The sequence below is a fragment of the Microbacterium insulae genome, from assembly GCF_042677065.1.
In the GTDB taxonomy this organism is placed as follows: Bacteria; Actinomycetota; Actinomycetes; order Actinomycetales; family Microbacteriaceae; genus Microbacterium; species Microbacterium insulae.
Genome location: NZ_JBHTII010000002.1, coordinates 314,774 through 332,653 on the forward strand (window position 1 = coordinate 314,774; position 17,880 = coordinate 332,653).

17 protein-coding genes are annotated in these 17,880 nt (G+C 70.2%); 15 read left to right on the forward strand and 2 right to left on the reverse strand.

Going from position 1 to position 17,880, the window contains the following annotated elements; translation table 11 throughout:
- Window positions 1–40: 40 nt before the first annotated feature.
- A complete protein-coding gene (locus ACFQ0P_RS14085; RefSeq protein WP_378772615.1) occupies window positions 41–1,318 on the reverse strand; it encodes a DUF349 domain-containing protein in 1,278 nt (425 codons plus the stop codon).
- 100 nt (window positions 1,319–1,418) lie between these two features.
- A complete protein-coding gene (locus ACFQ0P_RS14090) occupies window positions 1,419–1,709 on the reverse strand; it encodes a dioxygenase (protein ID WP_204979282.1) in 291 nt (96 codons plus the stop codon).
- Window positions 1,710–1,874: 165 nt separating this feature from the next.
- Between ACFQ0P_RS14090 and ACFQ0P_RS14095 the strand changes: the two genes are divergently transcribed.
- The 15 genes from ACFQ0P_RS14095 (at window position 1,875) to ACFQ0P_RS14165 (ending at window position 17,818) form a co-directional block, all read left to right on the forward strand.
- Window positions 1,875–3,152 carry a replication-associated recombination protein A gene (locus ACFQ0P_RS14095; protein ID WP_378772906.1) on the forward strand — a complete coding sequence of 426 codons (1,278 nt, stop codon included), beginning with the start codon at window positions 1,875–1,877 and terminating at the stop codon, window positions 3,150–3,152.
- A gap of 192 nt (window positions 3,153–3,344) precedes the next feature.
- Window positions 3,345–3,974, forward strand: coding sequence for a 30S ribosomal protein S4 (gene rpsD, locus ACFQ0P_RS14100; RefSeq protein ID WP_204979284.1), 630 nt, complete (start codon window positions 3,345–3,347; stop codon window positions 3,972–3,974).
- 215 nt (window positions 3,975–4,189) lie between these two features.
- A complete protein-coding gene (locus ACFQ0P_RS14105) occupies window positions 4,190–4,474 on the forward strand; it encodes an ATPase (RefSeq protein ID WP_204979285.1) in 285 nt (94 codons plus the stop codon).
- 61 nt (window positions 4,475–4,535) lie between these two features.
- On the forward strand, window positions 4,536–7,193 hold the full coding sequence (alaS, locus tag ACFQ0P_RS14110; protein WP_204979286.1) for an alanine--tRNA ligase: 2,658 nt from the start codon (window positions 4,536–4,538) through the stop codon (window positions 7,191–7,193).
- Window positions 7,190–7,657 carry a Holliday junction resolvase RuvX gene (ruvX, locus tag ACFQ0P_RS14115; protein WP_204979287.1) on the forward strand — a complete coding sequence of 156 codons (468 nt, stop codon included), beginning with the start codon at window positions 7,190–7,192 and terminating at the stop codon, window positions 7,655–7,657. The genes alaS and ruvX overlap by 4 nt, the downstream gene beginning before the upstream one ends.
- A gap of 1 nt (window position 7,658) precedes the next feature.
- A complete protein-coding gene (gene mltG / locus ACFQ0P_RS14120) occupies window positions 7,659–9,329 on the forward strand; it encodes an endolytic transglycosylase MltG (RefSeq protein WP_204979288.1) in 1,671 nt (556 codons plus the stop codon).
- Entirely contained in the window at window positions 9,296–10,168 is an 873-nt protein-coding gene (locus ACFQ0P_RS14125) for a shikimate dehydrogenase (protein WP_378772908.1), read from the forward strand. The genes mltG and ACFQ0P_RS14125 overlap by 34 nt, the downstream gene beginning before the upstream one ends.
- A 35-nt stretch (window positions 10,169–10,203) precedes the next feature.
- Window positions 10,204–11,433 carry a chorismate synthase gene (aroC, locus tag ACFQ0P_RS14130; RefSeq protein WP_204979289.1) on the forward strand — a complete coding sequence of 410 codons (1,230 nt, stop codon included), beginning with the start codon at window positions 10,204–10,206 and terminating at the stop codon, window positions 11,431–11,433.
- Complete coding sequence (locus ACFQ0P_RS14135) at window positions 11,417–11,944, forward strand: shikimate kinase (protein ID WP_204979290.1); 528 nt, start codon at window positions 11,417–11,419, stop codon at window positions 11,942–11,944. The genes aroC and ACFQ0P_RS14135 overlap by 17 nt, the downstream gene beginning before the upstream one ends.
- Window positions 11,941–13,017 (forward strand): 3-dehydroquinate synthase, encoded by a 1,077-nt coding sequence (gene aroB / locus ACFQ0P_RS14140; RefSeq protein WP_204979291.1) that lies wholly within the window; start codon window positions 11,941–11,943, stop codon window positions 13,015–13,017. The genes ACFQ0P_RS14135 and aroB overlap by 4 nt, the downstream gene beginning before the upstream one ends.
- Window positions 13,018–13,114: 97 nt before the next feature.
- On the forward strand, window positions 13,115–14,704 hold the full coding sequence (locus tag ACFQ0P_RS14145; protein WP_204979292.1) for an MFS transporter: 1,590 nt from the start codon (window positions 13,115–13,117) through the stop codon (window positions 14,702–14,704).
- Window positions 14,701–15,153 (forward strand): type II 3-dehydroquinate dehydratase, encoded by a 453-nt coding sequence (gene aroQ, locus ACFQ0P_RS14150; protein WP_204979293.1) that lies wholly within the window; start codon window positions 14,701–14,703, stop codon window positions 15,151–15,153. Before ACFQ0P_RS14145 ends, aroQ begins: the two co-directional genes overlap by 4 nt.
- 94 nt (window positions 15,154–15,247) lie before the next feature.
- Window positions 15,248–15,808: an elongation factor P gene (efp, locus tag ACFQ0P_RS14155; protein ID WP_204979294.1), complete on the forward strand. Its 561-nt coding sequence runs from the start codon at window positions 15,248–15,250 to the stop codon at window positions 15,806–15,808.
- A 2-nt stretch (window positions 15,809–15,810) separates the two neighbouring features.
- Entirely contained in the window at window positions 15,811–16,221 is a 411-nt protein-coding gene (gene nusB / locus ACFQ0P_RS14160) for a transcription antitermination factor NusB (RefSeq protein ID WP_204979295.1), read from the forward strand.
- Between the two features lie 25 nt (window positions 16,222–16,246).
- A complete protein-coding gene (locus ACFQ0P_RS14165) occupies window positions 16,247–17,818 on the forward strand; it encodes a Rieske 2Fe-2S domain-containing protein (protein WP_204979296.1) in 1,572 nt (523 codons plus the stop codon).
- The last annotated feature ends 62 nt before the right edge of the window (window positions 17,819–17,880 follow it).

A 17,880-nucleotide genomic window follows, 5' to 3' on the forward strand; every position in this document is an offset into this window, starting at 1 on the left:
TGTGGACAACCGCGAGAAGCGACCCGGTGTGGCGGAGTCGTCAGCCGCCGAGTGCCTTGAGCCAGGATTTGCGCGCCTCGAGGGCTTCCTTCGCGTTCGCGATCGCCTTCTTGTCGCCGGACCTCTCGGCAGCGGCGAGCTCGTCCTCGAGCTTCTCGATAGCGTCGGTGAGCTGACGCGTCATGTCGTTCGCGCGCGCCTTCGTCTCGGGGTTGTTCCGCTTCCAGTCGGTGTCCTCGCGCGTGCGCAGCGCCTGCTCGATCTTGCGCAGATCGTCGTCGAGTGCACGCTCCGTGTCGCGCGGGAAGATGCGGCCGATCTCGTCCCACCGGCGCTGGATGCTCGTCAGCAGGGAGCGCGCCTTGCTCAGCTCGCGCTCGTCGGCCACGGCCTTGGCCTCGTCGAGGAGAGCTCTCTTCGCGTCGATCTTCTCGCGGGAGGCCTCGACGTCTGCGGCTTCGCGCTCCACACGTGCCGAGTACAGGGCGTCACCGGCGGCCTTGAACCGCGCCCAGAGCGCATCGTCGACCTTCTTGCCGGCGCGTCCGGCGCCCTTCCACTGGTCGAGAAGCTCCCGGTAGGCCGGGATGCCGTCCTCACCCTTCGGCGCGAGGGCCTCGGCCTTCTCGACGAGCTTCGTCTTGCGCTCGCGCACGCCCTTGTGGGCCTCGTCGAGCTCTGCGTAGAACTCGCGGCGATGCTTGTCGACGGTCGATCGGGCGTCTCGGAAGCGCTTCCAGAGCGCCTGCGCCGTCGACTTCGGCAGACGCGGACCGTTCTGCTGCTGGGACTGCCACTCGTCGAAGAGAGCGCTCAGCTCCGCGGTCGCCTGCTTCCACTGAACCGTCCGCGGATCGCGCGCGGCCAGGGCCTCGGCCTTCTCGACGAGCACGGTGCGCGCCTGGACGGCTTCATCGACGGCTTCGCGGGCGGCCGCCGCCTCGGTCTCGGATGCCGCAGCGAGGGTCTCAGTGAGGGCGGCGACGCGTGCCTCCAGGGCCGCGAGGTCTCCCACGGCCGCCGCGCCGTCGAGTTTCGCGGAGACGGCGCGGGCGGCGCCGCGGAGATCGGATGCGGAAGCGCCGCCGCGACGGTGACGCACCTCGAGGAGGGTCACCTCGCTGGCGAGATCCGTGTATTTCCGCTCGAAGTAGGCGATCGCCTCCTCGGGGGATCCGTCAGGGAACTGCCCGACGACGCGCCAGCCGTCCGCTTCGCGCACCGACACCGTGCCGTCGTCGTCGACGCGGCCCCAGGGCTCGGCGGAATCGGTCTGCGGACCGGTGGACTCGGGAGTGGACTCTGCTGCGGCAGTCACGGGATGCACCTCATCGCGGCACATGCCGCCTGTGGGGGATGGACGGCCCCAGCCTAGTACGCCGCGACCCTCGCCCCGGTGCCCCGCGGGGTCTGAACGACTACGGCGTGGGGGTGGGGTTCGGCGTCCCGCTCGGCGTCGGGGCGGGCGTCGGAGAGGGCGTACTGCCCGTCTGCGTCGGAGCCGGCGCCGGTGCGCCCGGGCCCGCGACGAAATAGGCCGTCTGGGCCGCGACGACGCCGAGGATCAGCAGGCCGCCGGCGATGCCCGCGACGAGGTTGTCTCGCGTGCGGCGTCGCTTCACGCCGCTGTGGAACTCCTGGCGCGCCTGATAAAGGCGTGCGCGTTCGCGGGACTCTCGCGAGCTGCGGTCCTTGCCACCGTTCGCCACGGGACCTCCTCCGATCCGGGTCGACGCCCGGGCGGGGTTGATCCTACGGGGCGCGTCCGCGCGCGGCAAAAGCCGGCCGCGTCCGACGTCGCGGGCTCGCATTAGCCTGGAGCGGTGACCACGCCGACCGCTCTCTTCCAGGGGCAGACCCCTCTGGCGGTCCGCATGCGGCCGGCGTCGCTGGACGAGGTCGCCGGTCAGGGCCATCTGCTCCGACCCGGTTCGCCGCTGGTGACCCTGGCGAATCCGGATGCCTCGGCACGCACCGCGTCGTCCGTCATCCTGTGGGGTCCCCCGGGTACGGGCAAGACGACACTCGCCCAGGCGATCGCCCGTTCGTCCGGCCGCCGCTTCGTCGAGCTCTCGGCGGTGACCGCCGGGGTCCGCGATGTGCGCGAGGTCATGCAGGAGGCGCTCACGCAGCGCGATCTCTACGACCAGTCGACCATCCTCTTCCTCGATGAGATCCACCGCTTCACCAAGGCGCAGCAGGACGCACTGCTGCCCGGAGTCGAGAACGGCTGGGTCGTGCTCATCGCGGCGACGACGGAGAATCCGTCGTTCTCGGTGATCTCTCCGCTGCTGTCCCGCTCCCTCCTGCTCACCCTCAAGCCGCTGACCGACGACGACCTGCGCATGCTGGTCGACCGCGCCGTCGCGGATGCCCGCGGGCTCGCGGCATCCGTCGTCCTCGATGACGGCGCGCGAGACGCGCTGGTGCGGCTGGCTTCGGGCGATGCCCGGCGCGCGCTCACGGCCCTCGAGGCGGCGGCATCCCTTGCCGAGCCTCGGAAGGGCGACGAGAGCCCGGTGGTCACCGCCGAGCACGTGGCTCAGGCGGTCGACCGCGCTCTGCTCCGCTACGACCGCCAGGGCGACGAGCACTACGACGTCATCAGTGCCTTCATCAAGTCCATCCGGGGGTCCGACGTCGATGCGGCGATGCACTACCTCGCGCGCATGATCGAGGCCGGAGAGGACCCTCGGTTCATTGCTCGGCGGCTGATCATCTCCGCCGCCGAGGACATCGGGCTCGCCGACCCCCATGCTCTTCCCCTCGCGGTCGCCGCGGCCGACGCCGTGCAGTTCATCGGGATGCCCGAGGGCCGTCTTCCCCTCGCCGAGGCGACGGCGTATCTCGCGACGACGGCGAAATCCAACGCCGCGTATCTGGCGATCGACGCCGCCATCGCCGATGTCCGCTCGGGCGGCTTCGGGCGCGTGCCGGTCCACCTGCGCGACGCGCACTACCCCGGGGCCAAGCGGCTCGGTCACGGCAAGGGATACGTCTACCCTCACGACTCCGAGGTGGGGGTCTCCCCGCAGCAGTACCTTCCGGACGAGCTCCGAGGCAGGCGCTACTACGAGCCCAAAGCGCTGGGCGCCGAGCGCGACGTCCAGGCCCGGCTCGAGCGCATCCGCCGCATCCTCGACGGCCGATGACCGCGCGCTCCGTGCTGAATCGGGCGCGGGGGCGGCTCTGGTAGACTTGACGGGCTCGAAACCGAGTTTTCGGGCATCCCCACCTCCTTTCACAACCTCCGGGTCGCCCCGACGTGCGTCCCGGAAGGCGGGATCCGGGGATACGTCCGCGAGCCGTGATCGACACGGCCGCGTCATCGAAAGGAACACTTCGTGGCTACGAAGTCCCAGGACCGCCGCAAGGTCCGCCTGTCCCGCGCGCTCGGCGTCGCCCTCACCCCGAAGGCCGCCCGCTACCTCGAGAAGCGTCCCTACGCTCCGGGTGAGCACGGCCGCACCAAGCGCAAGGCCGACAGCGACTACGCCGTCCGCCTCCGCGAGAAGCAGCGTCTGCGCGAGCAGTACGGCATCCGTGAGAAGCAGCTGCGCATCCAGTTCAACGAGGCCCGCCGCACGCAGGGCCTGACCGGTGAGAACCTCGTCGAGCAGCTCGAGATGCGTCTGGACGCCCTCGTCCTCCGCGCCGGCTTCGCCCGCACCACCGCGCAGGCGCGCCAGATGGTCGTGCACCGTCACATCCTCGTCGACGGCCAGCTCGTCGACCGCCCGTCGTTCCGTGTGAAGCCGGGTCAGCTCATCCACGTCAAGGCCAAGTCCGAGGGCACCGAGCCCTTCCAGGTCGCGGCCGCCGGCGGTCACGCCGACGTCCTGCCCCCGGTTCCGGGCTACCTCGAGGTCGAGCTCGACAAGCTGCAGGCGCGCCTTGTGCGTCGCCCCAAGCGCGCCGAGGTCCCGGTCGTCTGCGACGTTCAGCTCGTCGTCGAGTACTACGCCGCGCGCTGACGCCCTGTCAGCACGCGACGTAGTCGGTTATCGAGTGCCGCCGTCAGGCGGTGTACCGAGACACGCCGCCCGATAACAGGGTGTACGTGCGAAGGGCGTCGGGTTCTCCCGACGCCCTTCGTCGTTTCCGCCTACGATGGAGGGATCGCCGCGCCCGGCGGCCCGCGTGTCTCGATACGACCGCTTCGCGGCCACTCGACAACCAAGGAAATGACATGAAGAACCTCCTGTGGTTCCTGGTCGGCATCGCCGGCGGGTTCGTGCTCGCGCACCTGGTCAACAAGGACCCCCGCGGCCACGAGATCCTCGCCGAGGTCGACGCCCGCATCACGGAGTTCACCGATCGCATCGGCGACGCCTATCGCGAGCAGGACGCCCGCATCTCGGGTCTGGTCGAAGACGTGAAGGATGCCGCCGCCGATGCCGTCGAGACCGCGCGGGCCGCAGCATCCGACGCCGTCGACACCGCCGCCGCCGCGGCCAAGAAGCTCACCGACTGACCCAGCGACCCCTCGACCCCGGATCCGGGGGAGTGGACCGCGCCATTTGCGAGGACCCCGAATGAAGACCGCCGAGATCGCGCAGCGCTTCCTCGACTACTTCGAGAAGAACGGCCACACGATCGTCCCCTCCGCCTCCCTGGTGACGGACGATCCCGCTCTGCTGTTCACCGTCGCCGGAATGGTGCCGTTCATCCCGTACCTGTCGGGCGACGTCCCGGCGCCGTACTCGCGCGCGGCCGACAATCAGAAGTGCATCCGCACGAACGACATCGAAGAGGTCGGCAAGACCCCGCGCCACGGCACGTTCTTCCAGATGCTCGGCAACTGGTCGTTCGGCGACTACTTCAAGGAGGGGGCGATCCGCTTCGCGTGGGAGCTCCTGACGTCCCCCGAGGCGGACGGCGGACTCGGCTTCGACCCGAAGGACCTGTGGGTCACCGTGTACGAGGAGGACGACGAGGCGCACGACCTGTGGCGGCGCTTGACCGATCTTCCCGACGAGCGGATCCAGCGGCTCGGCAAGGACACCAACTACTGGAGCACCGGACTTCCGGGACCCGCTGGGCCCTGCTCCGAGATCTTCTTCGACCGGGGACCCGCCTACGGCATCGACGGGGGTCCGGCGACCGACGACGACCGGTACGTCGAGATCTGGAACCTCGTGTTCATGCAGTACGAGATCACGAACGTCCAGTCCAAGTACGACTTCGACATCGTCGGCGAACTGCCGGCGAAGAACATCGACACCGGGATGGGCCTGGAGCGCATCGCCTTCATCAAGCAGGGCGTCGACAACATGTACGAGACCGACCAGGTGCGCCCGGTTCTCGACAAGGCCGTCGAGCTCTCAGGACGCACGTACGGCGCGAACCACGAGGACGACGTGCGTTTCCGCGTGGTCGCCGATCACGTGCGGTCCTCGCTCATGCTCATGTCCGACGGCGTCACTCCTTCGAACGACGGCCGCGGCTATATCCTGCGCCGGCTCATGAGACGCGCCATCCGGTCGATGCGCCTGCTCGGCGTCGACGGGCCGACCTTCGCCCACCTCTTCGCCGCGTCGCGCGACGCGATGAAGGACGTCTATCCCGAGGTCGAGGCGGACTACCCGCGCATCTCGCAGTACGCGTTGGCCGAGGAGGCGACATTCCTGCGCACCCTCGCGGCGGGCGAGTCCATCCTCGACGACTCGTTGGTGCAGACGAAGGCGGCCGGGGGAACGACGATTCCGGGCTCCGAGGCGTTCCTGCTGCACGACACCTACGGATTCCCGATCGATCTGACCCTCGAGATCGCCGAGGAAGCAGGGCTTACGGTCGATCGCGCGGCGTTCGACACGCTGATGCAGGAGCAGCGGGCACGCGCGAAGGCCGACGCACGCTCGCGCAAGCGTCAGCTCGCGGACACCAGTGTGTACCGGGGCTTCCGGGCCGCCGGAGAGACCGTGTTCACGGGTTACACCGACCTCGAGACGGAGTCGTCCGTGCTCGGCATCCTCGTCGACGGCGTCTCGGCCGACCGCGCCTCGACGGGTCAGATCGCCGAGGTGATCCTCGCCGAGACCGCGCTGTACGCGGAGTCCGGCGGCCAGGTCGCCGACCGGGGCGTGATCGTGGGTCCGGGGTACGAGCTCGAGGTGCTCGACGTCCAGAAGCCCGTGCCCGGACTGATCAGCCACACCGTCGAAGTCACGACCGGCGAGGTCGGGGTCGGCCAGCCGGCGACGACGATCGTCGACGCGGCGAACCGGCGCGCCGCGCGCCAAGCGCACTCCGCGACGCACCTGGTCCACGCCGCGCTGCGCGACACGCTCGGGCGGAGCGCGACGCAGGCGGGCTCGCTCAACCGTGCGGGCTACATGCGCTTCGACTTCACGTGGGGTCAGGCGCTGTCGGAGGCCACCAAGAGCGAGATCGAGGAGATCGCCAACAACGCCGTCCGCGACAACCTCGAGGTCACGACGCGTGTGCTGGCGCTCGACGAGGCCAAGGCGCTCGGGGCCATGGCCCTGTTCGGTGAGAAGTACGGCGACACGGTGCGCATGGTCGACATCGGCGGGCCGTGGTCGCGTGAGCTGTGCGCGGGCACGCACGTGGCGACGAGCGCGGAGGTCGGCCTCATCAGCCTGGTGGGCGAGGCCTCGGTGGGCGCGTCCAATCGCCGGGTCGAGGCGCTCGTCGGACTCGACGCCTTCCGCTCTCTCGCGGCCGAGCGCGCCATCGTCTCGCAGCTCACCTCGAGCCTGAAGACGCCGCGTGAGCAGCTGCCCGCGCGCATCGCCGAACTCACGGCGAGCCTGAAGGCGGCCGAGAAGAAGATCGCGGCTTTCGAGGCGAAGGCCCTCGGCGATCGCCTGCCCGCGCTCGTGGCGGCGGCGGAGCGCGTCGGCGACCTCGCCGTCGTGGCGCAGAGTCTCGGCGCGGCGGGGTCGGCCGACGATGTGCGCACGCTGGCGCTCCAGGTCCGTGAGCGGCTCGGCAGCTCGGCGGCAGTCGTCGCCCTGGGGGCCGAGGTGGGCGGACGCCCCGTGGTGATCGTGGCCACGAACGAGGCCGCGCGTGCGGTCGGTGCACGCGCCGGTGCGCTCGCGAAGGCCGCGGCGGCCGCGCTCGGCGGTGGCGGCGGCGGGCGCGACGACGTCGCGCAGGGCGGCGGCGCGGATGCCTCGGCGCTCCCGTCCGCATTCGCGGCGATCAAGGACGCTCTCGGCGCGTGAGCGGATTTCGTCGCGGGGTCCGGCTGGGCGTCGACGTGGGGAAAGCCCGCGTCGGGGTCGCGCGCAGCGATCCCGACGGCCTCCTCGCCACCCCGGTGGAGACAGTGAGGCGCGAAGACCGCGCGATCCCGCGAGTCATCGAGCTGTCGGCTGAGCACTCCGCGGTCGAGATCCTCGTCGGACTTCCGCTCAGCCTCCGCGGCGAGGACACCCCCTCGACCACCGACGCGCGCGAGTTCGCGACCGCTCTGGCCGCGGCATCCGCGGTTCCCGTCCGCCTCGTCGACGAGCGGCTGTCCACCGTCTCGGCGCACGCGGCTTTGCGGGAATCGGGCAGATCACAGCGATCTTCTCGTAGCATTGTTGACCAGGTCGCCGCGGTGGTGCTGCTCCAGCAAGCGCTCGACGTCGAGAAGAGCACCGGCCGACCACCCGGAACCCCCGTCTCCCAGGAGCCCGCCTGACATGCCCGAGTCACCCATGGACGATCCGTTCGCGGATCTGTTCGGCAAGCTCCCCGACGCCCGGGACCGTCGACTCCGGTCGGCGGGAGACGAGTCCGAACGCGGCGCCGCTCCGGTCGGAGGGGCTGCGGCGAGCGGAGATGTCCCGCGAACTTCTGCGGACGCCGGATCCGTCGCTCCGCTGTCGCGGCGCGAGGCCCGCGAGGCTGCTGCTCGCGAAGCGCGTGAGCGCGGCGAGGGCTCTCCGCCGACTGCACGCCCGGAGACCGCGGTCACCCAGCCGGATCCGCCGCGCCCCGCGGCGGGCTCTCCGAGCAACCCCGCCGACACCGGCCTCGACGCGTCCATCTCCCGTCCAGGGGTGCCGGCCACCCGCGCCGTGGGAGCCGACGTCGGTGACGACGCGTGGCTCTTCGCCGCCGGTCCCGCCCCGGCCGTGCCCTACAGTCGGACGGGCGCCGCGCCGCAGGTGGAAGCCTCCGCGACGTCGCCCGAAAGGGGCTCGCGCACGGCGACGATCGAGGATCTGTTCACCGGCACCAGCTCGACCGACGACCTCGGCGCCGTGCCTCCGCCCCCCGACAAGCGACGACGCCGCGTCGGCGGATGGATCGCGCTGGGAATCGTCCTGCTCGTCCTGGGTGGGATCGCCGCGGGCGTGACGTATGTGTGGGTCACGTACGAGGACCAGATCCGCGAGCTGATGGGCTGGGAGGAGCCGAAGGACTTCGAGGAGGGGATGGCGAACGGCGAGGTCTACGTGACCATCGTGTCGGGTGACACGGGGGCGCCGATCTCGCAGAGCCTCTACGAGGCGGGAGTCACCAAGACCCCGGACGCGTTCTACGACTACCTCATCGAGAACGGTGAGAATCCGCCATTCGTGCCGGGGGTCTTCAAGTTGCAGAAGCAGATGACGTCGGCCGCGGCCCTCGAAGCGCTGCTCGATCCGGCGAACAAGATGGAGAACACCGCGCAGCTGCGCGAGGGGCTGACCGTCGAGCAGTCGCTGCCACTCCTCGCCGAGGGCACGGGGCTTCCGGTCGAGGACTTCCAGGCGGCCGTGGCCGACCCGTCGGCGTACGGGGTCTCGGCCGATTCGCTCGAGGGCTGGCTCTTTCCCGCGACATACACCTTCGACCCCGACGTGACCGCGGAGGGCGTCATCCAGACCCTCGTCGACAGAACTGTGCAGTCCCTCGACGCCGCCGAGGTGCCCGAGGACAGGCGTCAGGAGATCCTGACGATCGCCTCGATCATCCAGCGCGAGGCCCGGTTCGAGGCCGACATGCAGAAGGTCTCCCGCGTCATCCAGAACCGTCTGGATCCGCAGAATCAGGAGACGTTCGGACTGCTGCAGATGGACTCCACGGCGCAGTACGGCTACGGCGAGATGCACGACGGGACGGCCAGTTCGTCCCAGGAGGCGCTCGAGGACGACAACCCGTGGAACACGTACGTCAACACGGGCCTGCCCGTGGGACCCATCTCCAATCCCGGTGATGTGGCGATCGACGCGGCGATGCATCCCGCCGAGGGCCCGTGGCTGTACTTCGTGACGGTGAACCTCAACACGGGGGAGACGGTCTTCACCACGAATCTCGCGGACCATAACCGGGCGGTCGCGCAGTGGCAGGAGTGGTGCTCGGCCAATCCGGACGCCGGGTGCTGACGCCGGAGGCCACGCGCCTCGCCGTGTGGGGCGACCCGATCGCCCACAGCCGGTCGCCGCTGCTGCACGCGGCCGCGTACGAGATGCTCGGCCTCGACTGGAGCTACGACCGGCGCCGCGTCGACGCCGACGGCTTCGCTGCTGCCCTCGCGGACCTCGGCGCCGAATGGCGCGGCCTGTCCCTCACGATGCCGCTCAAGGTCGTCGCGCACGATGCCGCGCGCACGCTCGACCGACGCGCCCGGCTGACCGGTGCCGTCAACACGCTCCTCCTCGCCGCTGGCGGCCCTCGGGGCTTCAACACCGACGTCGGAGGGATCGTTCGCGCTCTCGCCGAGCAGGGTGTGACCTCGGCCGCTCGCGCGCGGATCGTCGGCGCCGGCGCCACGGCGACATCGGCCCTGGTCGCGCTCTCCGAGATCGGCACCACCGAGGTCGACGTGGTCGCGCGCCGACCGCACGCGGTCGATGCCCTCGACGCGCTCGGCCGGGCGCTCGGCGTCGCGGTGACGGCGACGCCGCTCACGGCATCCGGCGTAGAGCCCGTGTCCGTGACGATCGCGACGCTTCCCGGCGACGCGCCGGTGGCGGATGCCGCAGCCGACGCCCTCGCCGCCGCAGGCGGCCCGCTCCTCGACGTCGTGTACGGGCACTGGCCGACAGCGCTGTCCCGGGCGTGGGAGCGCGCGTCGCAGCCGGCCGCCTCGGGTCTCGGGATGCTGCTGCATCAGGCCGTGCTCCAGGTGCGCGTCTTCGTGTCGGGCGACCCCGACGCTGCCCTCCCGGACGAGGAGGCCGTCGTGGCGGCCATGCGCGGAGCACTGGATCCGGAACACTGACGTCACCCGCTTCCGGTGCGTGGGAGACTAGACCAATGCTCCGCGTGCTCACGGCCGGCGAATCGCACGGCCCCGAACTCGTCGCCGTCATGGAGGGACTGCCCTCGGGCGTCCCGGTCTCGCGCGCCGCGATCCAAGCCGATCTCGCCCGCCGCAAGCTCGGCTACGGCCGCGGCTCGCGCATGAAGTTCGAGGAGGACGAGCTCACGATCTCGACCGGGGTCGTCCACGGGCTGACCCTCGGCAGTCCCATCGCGCTGCGCATCGGCAACACCGAGTGGCCGAAGTGGACCGAGGTGATGAGCCCCGAGCCGGTGGACCTGACCGAGAAGTCCCGCGGCCGCGGCGCTGCGCTCACCCGTCCTCGTCCCGGCCACGCCGATCTCGTCGGCATGCAGAAGTACGACTTCGACGAGGCCCGGCCCGTGCTCGAGAGGGCCAGCGCCCGAGAGACCGCCGCACGCGTCGCCCTCGGAGCGATCGCCCGGTCGTTCCTGGCGGAGCTCGGCATCCGTCTCGTGAGCCACACGCTGTCGATCGGTCCCGTGCGCGTGCCCGAGGACGCAGCGCTTCCGACGCCCGACGATGTCGATGCCCTCGACGCCGACCCGCTGCGGTGCTTCGACGCCGCGACCAGCGCCCGCATGGTCGCCGAGGTGGACGACGCCCGCAAAGACGGCGACACGCTGGGCGGGATCGTCGAGGTGCTCGCCTACGGTCTGCCGCCCGGGCTCGGCTCGCACGTGCACTGGGACCGCCGGCTGGACGGCAAGCTGGCGCAGGCGCTCATGAGCATCCAGGCCATCAAGGGCGTCGAGGTCGGAGACGGCTTCCTCACGACGACCCGCCGCGGGTCCGCAGCGCACGACGAACTCCACGTCACCGAGGAGGGCATCGCCCGCTCCAGTGACAAGGCCGGCGGAACCGAGGGCGGGATGTCGACCGGCACGGTCCTGCGCGTGCGCGCGGGCATGAAGCCGATCGCGACCGTGCCGAGGGCGCTGCGCACGGTGGATGTCGCGACCGGCGACACCGCGTCCGCCCATCACCAGCGCTCCGACGTGTGCGCCGTCCCGGCGGCGGGCGTCGTGGCCGAGGCCATGGTGGCCCTCGTCCTCGCCGACGCCGTCCTGGAGAAGTTCGGGGGCGACAGCGTCGGCGAGACCCGCCGCAACCTCGACGGCTACCTCGCGGCGATCCCCGACGCGCTGCGCACGACCGCGGCGAGCGACGCGGCGCTGGCCGGGCATGACGTCGCCCACTAGCGCGATCGTGCTGATCGGTCCGATGGGGGCCGGCAAGACGAGCGTCGGCAAGAGAGTCGCGCGCGCCCTCGAGGTGCCCTTCTTCGACACGGACGCGGCGATCGCGCGCGAGCACGGCCCGATCGAGCGCATCTTCGCGGATTCGGGGGAGGAGCAGTTCCGCGCCCTCGAGCGCGAGGCGGTCATCGAGGGTCTCGCCACCGGCGGGGTGGTCTCGCTGGGCGGAGGCGCGGTCCTGCACCCCGCGACCCAGGCGGACCTCGCCGACGCCCGGGTCGTGCTGCTCACCGTCGCGCCTCGGGTGGTCGCGCACCGCGTGCGCGGAAGCAACCGCCCGCTGCTTCAGGGCGACGACGCCGCGTCGCGCTGGAGCGCGATCTACGAGCAGCGCCGGCCGCTGTACGAGCGGCTCGCCGACGTCTCGTTCGACACGTCCAGCGGTCCGCTGCAGCACGTCGTCGACCGGGTCGTGGACTGGGCCCGAGGCGATCATCGACAGGGAGAGTCATGAGCGACACGACGACGATCACGGTCAGCGGCGACGCGACGTATCCGATCAGGGTGGGCCGCGGCATCCTGTCGCGCCTCGGCGAAGCGCTGCCCGCCGGTGCCCGCAAGGTGCTCGTGGTCCACCCGCCGACGCTCGCGGAACAGGCCGAGCGGCTGCGCGAGTCCCTCACGCCCGATCGAGAGGTTCTGCTGGCGGAGATCCCCGACGCCGAGGCCGGCAAGCGCATCGAGGTCGCCGCCTTCTGCTGGCAGGTCATGGGCAAGGCCGACTTCACGCGCACGGACGCCGTCGTGGGCTTCGGCGGCGGCGCGGTCACGGACCTCGCGGGATTCGTGGCGGCCACGTGGCTGCGCGGAGTGGCCGTGGTGCACGTTCCGACCACCGTTCTCGGCATGGTCGACGCGGCCGTCGGAGGCAAGACCGGTGTGAACACGGCCGAGGGGAAGAACCTCGTCGGGGCGTTCTGGCCTCCCACGGCGGTGCTCTGCGACCTCGACCTGCTCGACACGCTGTCACGCAACGAGCGGGTCGCCGGATTCGCCGAGGTGGTGAAGGCCGGCTTCATCTGGGCGCCGGAGATCCTCGACCTCGTCGAGGCGGACCCGGAGCTCGCGACCGACCCCCGGAGCGAGCCGTTCCGCCGATCCCTCGAGCTCGCCATCGGCATGAAGGCTCGCGTCGTGGGCGAGGACCTTCGCGAGGCCGGCCTCCGCGAGATCCTCAACTACGGGCACACGCTCGGTCACGCGATCGAGCACGCCGAGCGCTACCGGTGGCGTCACGGCGCCGCGATCTCCGTGGGCATGGTGTTCGCGGCCGAGCTGTCCCGACTCGCGGGAAGACTCCCGGATGCCGCGGCCGCGCGCCATCGCGACATCCTGAACCTCCTCGGCCTGCCGACGACCTACCGGCCGGGGGCGTGGCCGCAGCTGCTGGCGACGATGCAGCGTGACAAGAAGAGCCGAGGCGGGCTGCTCCGCTTCATCGTGCTCGACGACATCGCCAAGCCGACCGTGCTGCAGGCGCCCGACGAGTCGCTGCTGTTCGCCGCGTATCAGGAGGTCGCGGGTTAGGCGAAAGATCACCCCCGCAGAGCGACCCGTCGTCGGGCAGGATGATCAACGTCCGGGGCGCGCCACGTCCCGGCTCGATTCCTGAGAGGCGGTCGCGGTGACCATCGCATCGACAAGCCCGTCGCGTTCGGGTGCCGTGCTCGGAACGCTCATCATCGTCGCGGCCGTCGCGAACCTGCCGTTGGCGGTCGCGAACGTCGCCCTTCCCGACATCGGCATCGCCTTCGACGCCTCGCAGACGCAGCTCAACCTCGTCGCGATCGGCTACTCGCTCGGACTCGCGGCCTCCGTCCTGTGGCTCGGGGCGGTCGGCGATCGATACGGGCGGCGGCGGATGCTGCTCATCGGCGTGCTGCTGTCCCTTCCGGCAGGACTCGTCGCCGCGTTCGCACCCTCGATCGAGGTGCTCATCGCGGCACGCGTGATCGGCGGAATCGCCGCGGGCATGGCCTACCCGACCACTCTCGCGCTCATCACGGCGCTGTGGTCGGGACCGGCGCGCACGCGCTCGATCGCGCTGTGGTCGGCGACGGGAGGCGCGATCTCCGCACTCGGGCCGCTCATCTCCGGTCTGCTGCTGGAGAGCTTCTGGTGGGGATCGGTCTTCCTCGTCACGATCCCGCTCATCGTCGTCGCGGTGCCGCTCACGCTCAAGTTCATCCCCGCGCACGTCAACGAGGCCACCGAGCCCGTCGACAATCTGGGCGGAATCCTGTCGGTCGTGCTCGTCGGGGCCATGATCGTCGCCATCAACTTCGCGACCGTCCCGGATTCGACGGTGCTCGTCCTGAGCCTGACGATCGTCGCCGTGCTCGCACTCGTGGCCTTCCTGTGGCGTCAGCGGCGCGCGCACAATCCGCTCTACGATCTGGATGTCGCGCGGCGTCCGATCTTCTGGGTGGCCGCGGTCGCCGGGATCATCGTGTTCGGCTCACTGATGGGGGCGATGTTCATCGGTCAGCAGTTCCTGCAGAACGTGCTGGGCTACTCGACCATCGAGTCGGGCGCCGCGATCCTCCCGGCAGCGGTCTTCATGGTGCTTCTCGCGCCGCGGTCGGCGAAGCTCGTCGAGGCGCGCGGTGCGCGTTTCACGATGCTCCTCGGGTACGTCCCCGTCCTCCTCGGCTTCCTCACGATGCTGCTGCTGTGGCGCGAGGGCGTCGGCTACTGGGCGGTCGCGCTCGGGTACGCGTTCGTCGGCGCGGGCGTCGGCATCGCCGGGACGCCCGCGTCGCGGTCCCTGACGGGAGCCGTGCCCGTGCGTCGCGCCGGCATGGCATCGGGAACGGCCGACCTGCAGCGCGACCTGGGCGGCGCGATCATGCAGTCGATCCTGGGCGCGCTCCTCACCGCCGGCTACGCCGCGGCGATGCTGTCGCAGATCGGGTCGTCGAAGGACGCCGCTCAGGTGACTTCGAGCGTGCAGAGCCAATTGACGAAGTCGTTCGCGAGCGCCGAGACGATCGCGAAGCAGTACCCGCAGTACGCTGACGCGATCACGCAGGCCGCCAAGGAGTCGTTCCTCCAGGGACAGGACTGGGCGTACCTGGCCGGCATCCTCGCCGTGCTCGTCGGCGCGGTGGTCGTGTGGTGGAAGTTCCCCCGGGCGCAGCGCGAGCGCGAACTGCTCGCGCAGTACCGGGCCGAGGACCCGGCTCCGGCGGAAGGCGGTAGCGTGGCGTCGTGATCCGACGCCTGCTCCTGGTCAACGGCCCGAACCTGAACCTCCTGGGCACACGGGAGCCCGACATCTACGGGACGGCCACCCTCGCCGACGTCGAGGAGATCGCACGCCGTGCGGCCGCGGCTCACGGCTTCGACGTGCGCGCGGTGCAGAGCAACCACGAAGGCGCGCTCCTCGATGCCATCCACGAGGCGAGGGAGGACTGCGCCGGGATCGTCATCAACCCCGGCGGTCTCTCGCACACCTCGGTCGTGCTCAGGGATGCGCTGTCCGGGGTCGCGCTCCCCGTCGCCGAGGTCCACATCTCCGACGTGCGCGCCCGCGAAGCGTTCCGTCATCACTCCTACGTGACCGACGTCGCGCTCGTCCACGTCGTCGGCGAGGGAGTGCAGGGCTACGCCACGGCGGTCGACCGCCTCATCGCCGTCATCACCGGTCAGGCCGACGGCTGACGCGTCCTCCGGGGGGTCGGGTGCGGCATCCCGTAGAATGCACTGTCGGGCCGCTATCGGCCCGTCTCCCTCACGAAACGGACTCTCCTTCCCCATGGCATCGACCGCAGACATCAAGAACGGCGTCGTCCTCAACATCGACGGGCAGCTCTGGAGCGTCGTGGAGTTCCAGCACGTCAAGCCCGGCAAAGGCGGTGCGTTCGTGCGCACGAAGCTCAAGAACGTGATGTCGGGCAAAGTCGTCGACAAGACCTTCAACGCCGGCGCCAAGGTCGAGCTCGAGAACGTCGACCGCCGCGACTTCACCTACCTCTACAACGACGGTGAGGGCTTCGTCTTCATGGATGTCGCCGACTACGACCAGATCACCGTCGGGGCGGCGACCGTCGGTGACGCGGCCAACTTCCTGCTCGAGAACCAGCAGGTCCAGATCGCGCTCAACAACGGCAACCCGCTGTACATCGAGCTTCCGGCCTCGGTCGTGCTCGAGATCACCTACACCGAGCCGGGCCTGCAGGGCGATCGGTCGTCGGCGGGCACGAAGCCGGCCACCGTCGAGACCGGCTACGAGATCCAGGTGCCGCTGTTCCTCGAGACGGGCACGAAGGTCAAGGTGGACACCCGCACGGGCGACTACCTCGGCCGCGTCAACTGACCTTGAGCGCCCGGAGCAAAGCGCGCAAGCGCGCCCTCGACATCCTCTTCCAGGCCGATGTCCGCGGAGAGGACCTCGCCGCCATGCTCGCCGCCGAGTCCCGGCGCGCGGCGAACGAACCCGCCCGCGAAGCGTCCTGGCTGTACGCCCGCGAGATCGTGGACGGCGTGATCGACAACCGCGAGGCGATCGACGAGCAGATCACGACGTTCGCCAAGGACTGGTCGCTCGCGCGCATGCCCGCGGTCGACCGTGCGGTGCTGCGCATCGGTGTGTGGGAGATCCTGTACAACGACGAGGTGCCCACGGCGGTCGCCATCGACGAAGCGGTCGAGCTCGCGAAGGAGTTCTCGACCGACGACTCGGGGTCCTTCGTCCACGGCGTGCTCGCGCGGATCGCGCGCTCGTCATGACCCTTTCGAGACAGTAGGAGCGAGCATGCGCATCACGGGCCTCGGTCACGCCGGGATGTTCATCGAGACCGCAGGCGGATCCATCCTCTGCGACCCCGTCATCGGGCCGACCTTCTTCGGCTCGTGGTTCCCGTTCCCGGACAACCGGGGGCTGGACTGGGAGAAGTACGGGAAGGCCGACTTCCTGTACGTGTCGCACCGCCACCGCGACCACTTCGACCCGGTTCTCATGCAGCGCTACATCCCGAAGGACATCCGCGTCCTGCTGCCGGAGTATCCGACCGACGAGCTCGAGCAGGACCTGCGCGGGCTCGGCTACGACAACATCGTGTACACGCAGGCCGGTGTTCCCCTCGAGTTCGGCGCCCTCAAGATCATGGTGACGCCGCTGCGGGCGCCGAGCGACGGCCCGATCGGCGACTCGTCGCTGAGCGTCGACGACGGCACCGCGAGCATCCTGAACCAGAACGACTCCCATCCGCTCGACCTCGAGAAGCTCCTGTCGTTCTCCAAGCCCGAGGCGTACTTCACGCAGGTGTCGGGGGCCATCTGGTGGCCCATGGTGTACGACCTCCCCCAGGATTCGAAGCGCAACTTCGCCCAGCTCAAGCGCGACGCGCAGAACAAGCGCGCGATGTACTACATCGAGAAGGTCGACGCCGAGCACGTGTTCCCGATGGCCGGACCCCCGATGTTCCTGCGCGAGGAGCTCTTCAAGTACAACGGGCAGGGCATCGACGGCGACGCGATCTTCACCGATCAGCGCGAGTTCCTCGCGCACATGCGCGAGCTCCGCCCTCAGCAGAAGGGCTACGAGTTCCTTCCCGGCACCGTCGTCGAGCTCGATCACGGCGCTCTCACGGTCACACAGACCCTGTACACGGATGCCGAGATCGACCGGATCTTCGACGACAAGTGGGGCTACCTCGCCGAGCAGCGCGACAGCAGGCAGGACGAGATCCGGGCGGAGGAGGCATCCCGCGCCCCCGTCCTGCCACCGGACGAGATGCTCGCCGCGATCAAGGAGTGGTGGGAGCCGCTGCTGCGCCGTGCGCGCACCATTCGCAACGGCGTCGGCGGAGCGGTGCGCTTCCGCATCGGCGAGCTCGACATGGTCGTGGACTTCCCGAAGGCCAAGGTGCGCGAGTACGCGGGGGAGGAGTGCATCTACTGGTACACGATCCCCGCCGACCTCGTCTCGACGAACATCGCCGACCACGAGATCGACTGGTCGAACTCGATCTTCCTTTCGATGCAGTTCGAGGTGGGGCGCAGCGGAAAGTTCAACGAGTTCCTGACGACCTTCCTCAAGTGCCTGTCGCGTGACCGCATCGAGTACGTCGAGAACTGGTACGCCGAGCAGACCGACCAGACCGAGGACGCCCAGCTCGAGGAATGGATCGTACAGCGGCGCTGCCCGCATCTGCGTGCGGACCTCACCAAGACCGGGAAGATCGAGGACGGCGTCCTCACGTGCTCGCTGCACGACTGGAAGTGGGATCTCGCGTCCGGCCGGTGCCTCACGAGCCAGGGGCACCCGATCCGCGCATCGCTCGCCGACGACGCCCCGCGCACCACCGCGGCGCCCGCCGCCTGACAGGGCCGGGCGTCCGTGCGCCGGAGACCGATCGATCCGCTGTCGCCACCGCCCCCCGCAGC

Bases quoted from the DNA above. Each gene is read 5' to 3' on its own strand.
- mltG (WP_204979288.1), top strand. From the start codon at position 7,659: ATGCCCGAGTCACCCATGGACGATCCGTTCGCGGATCTGTTCGGCAAG.
- ACFQ0P_RS14135 (WP_204979290.1), top strand. From the start codon at position 11,417: ATGACGTCGCCCACTAGCGCGATCGTGCTGATCGGTCCGATGGGGGCC.
- alaS (WP_204979286.1), top strand. From the start codon at position 4,536: ATGAAGACCGCCGAGATCGCGCAGCGCTTCCTCGACTACTTCGAGAAG.
- aroC (WP_204979289.1), top strand. From the start codon at position 10,204: ATGCTCCGCGTGCTCACGGCCGGCGAATCGCACGGCCCCGAACTCGTC.
- aroB (WP_204979291.1), top strand. From the start codon at position 11,941: ATGAGCGACACGACGACGATCACGGTCAGCGGCGACGCGACGTATCCG.
- ACFQ0P_RS14105 (WP_204979285.1), top strand. From the start codon at position 4,190: ATGAAGAACCTCCTGTGGTTCCTGGTCGGCATCGCCGGCGGGTTCGTG.
- ACFQ0P_RS14095 (WP_378772906.1), top strand. From the start codon at position 1,875: ATGCGGCCGGCGTCGCTGGACGAGGTCGCCGGTCAGGGCCATCTGCTC.
- efp (WP_204979294.1), top strand. From the start codon at position 15,248: ATGGCATCGACCGCAGACATCAAGAACGGCGTCGTCCTCAACATCGAC.
- ACFQ0P_RS14165 (WP_204979296.1), top strand. From the start codon at position 16,247: ATGCGCATCACGGGCCTCGGTCACGCCGGGATGTTCATCGAGACCGCA.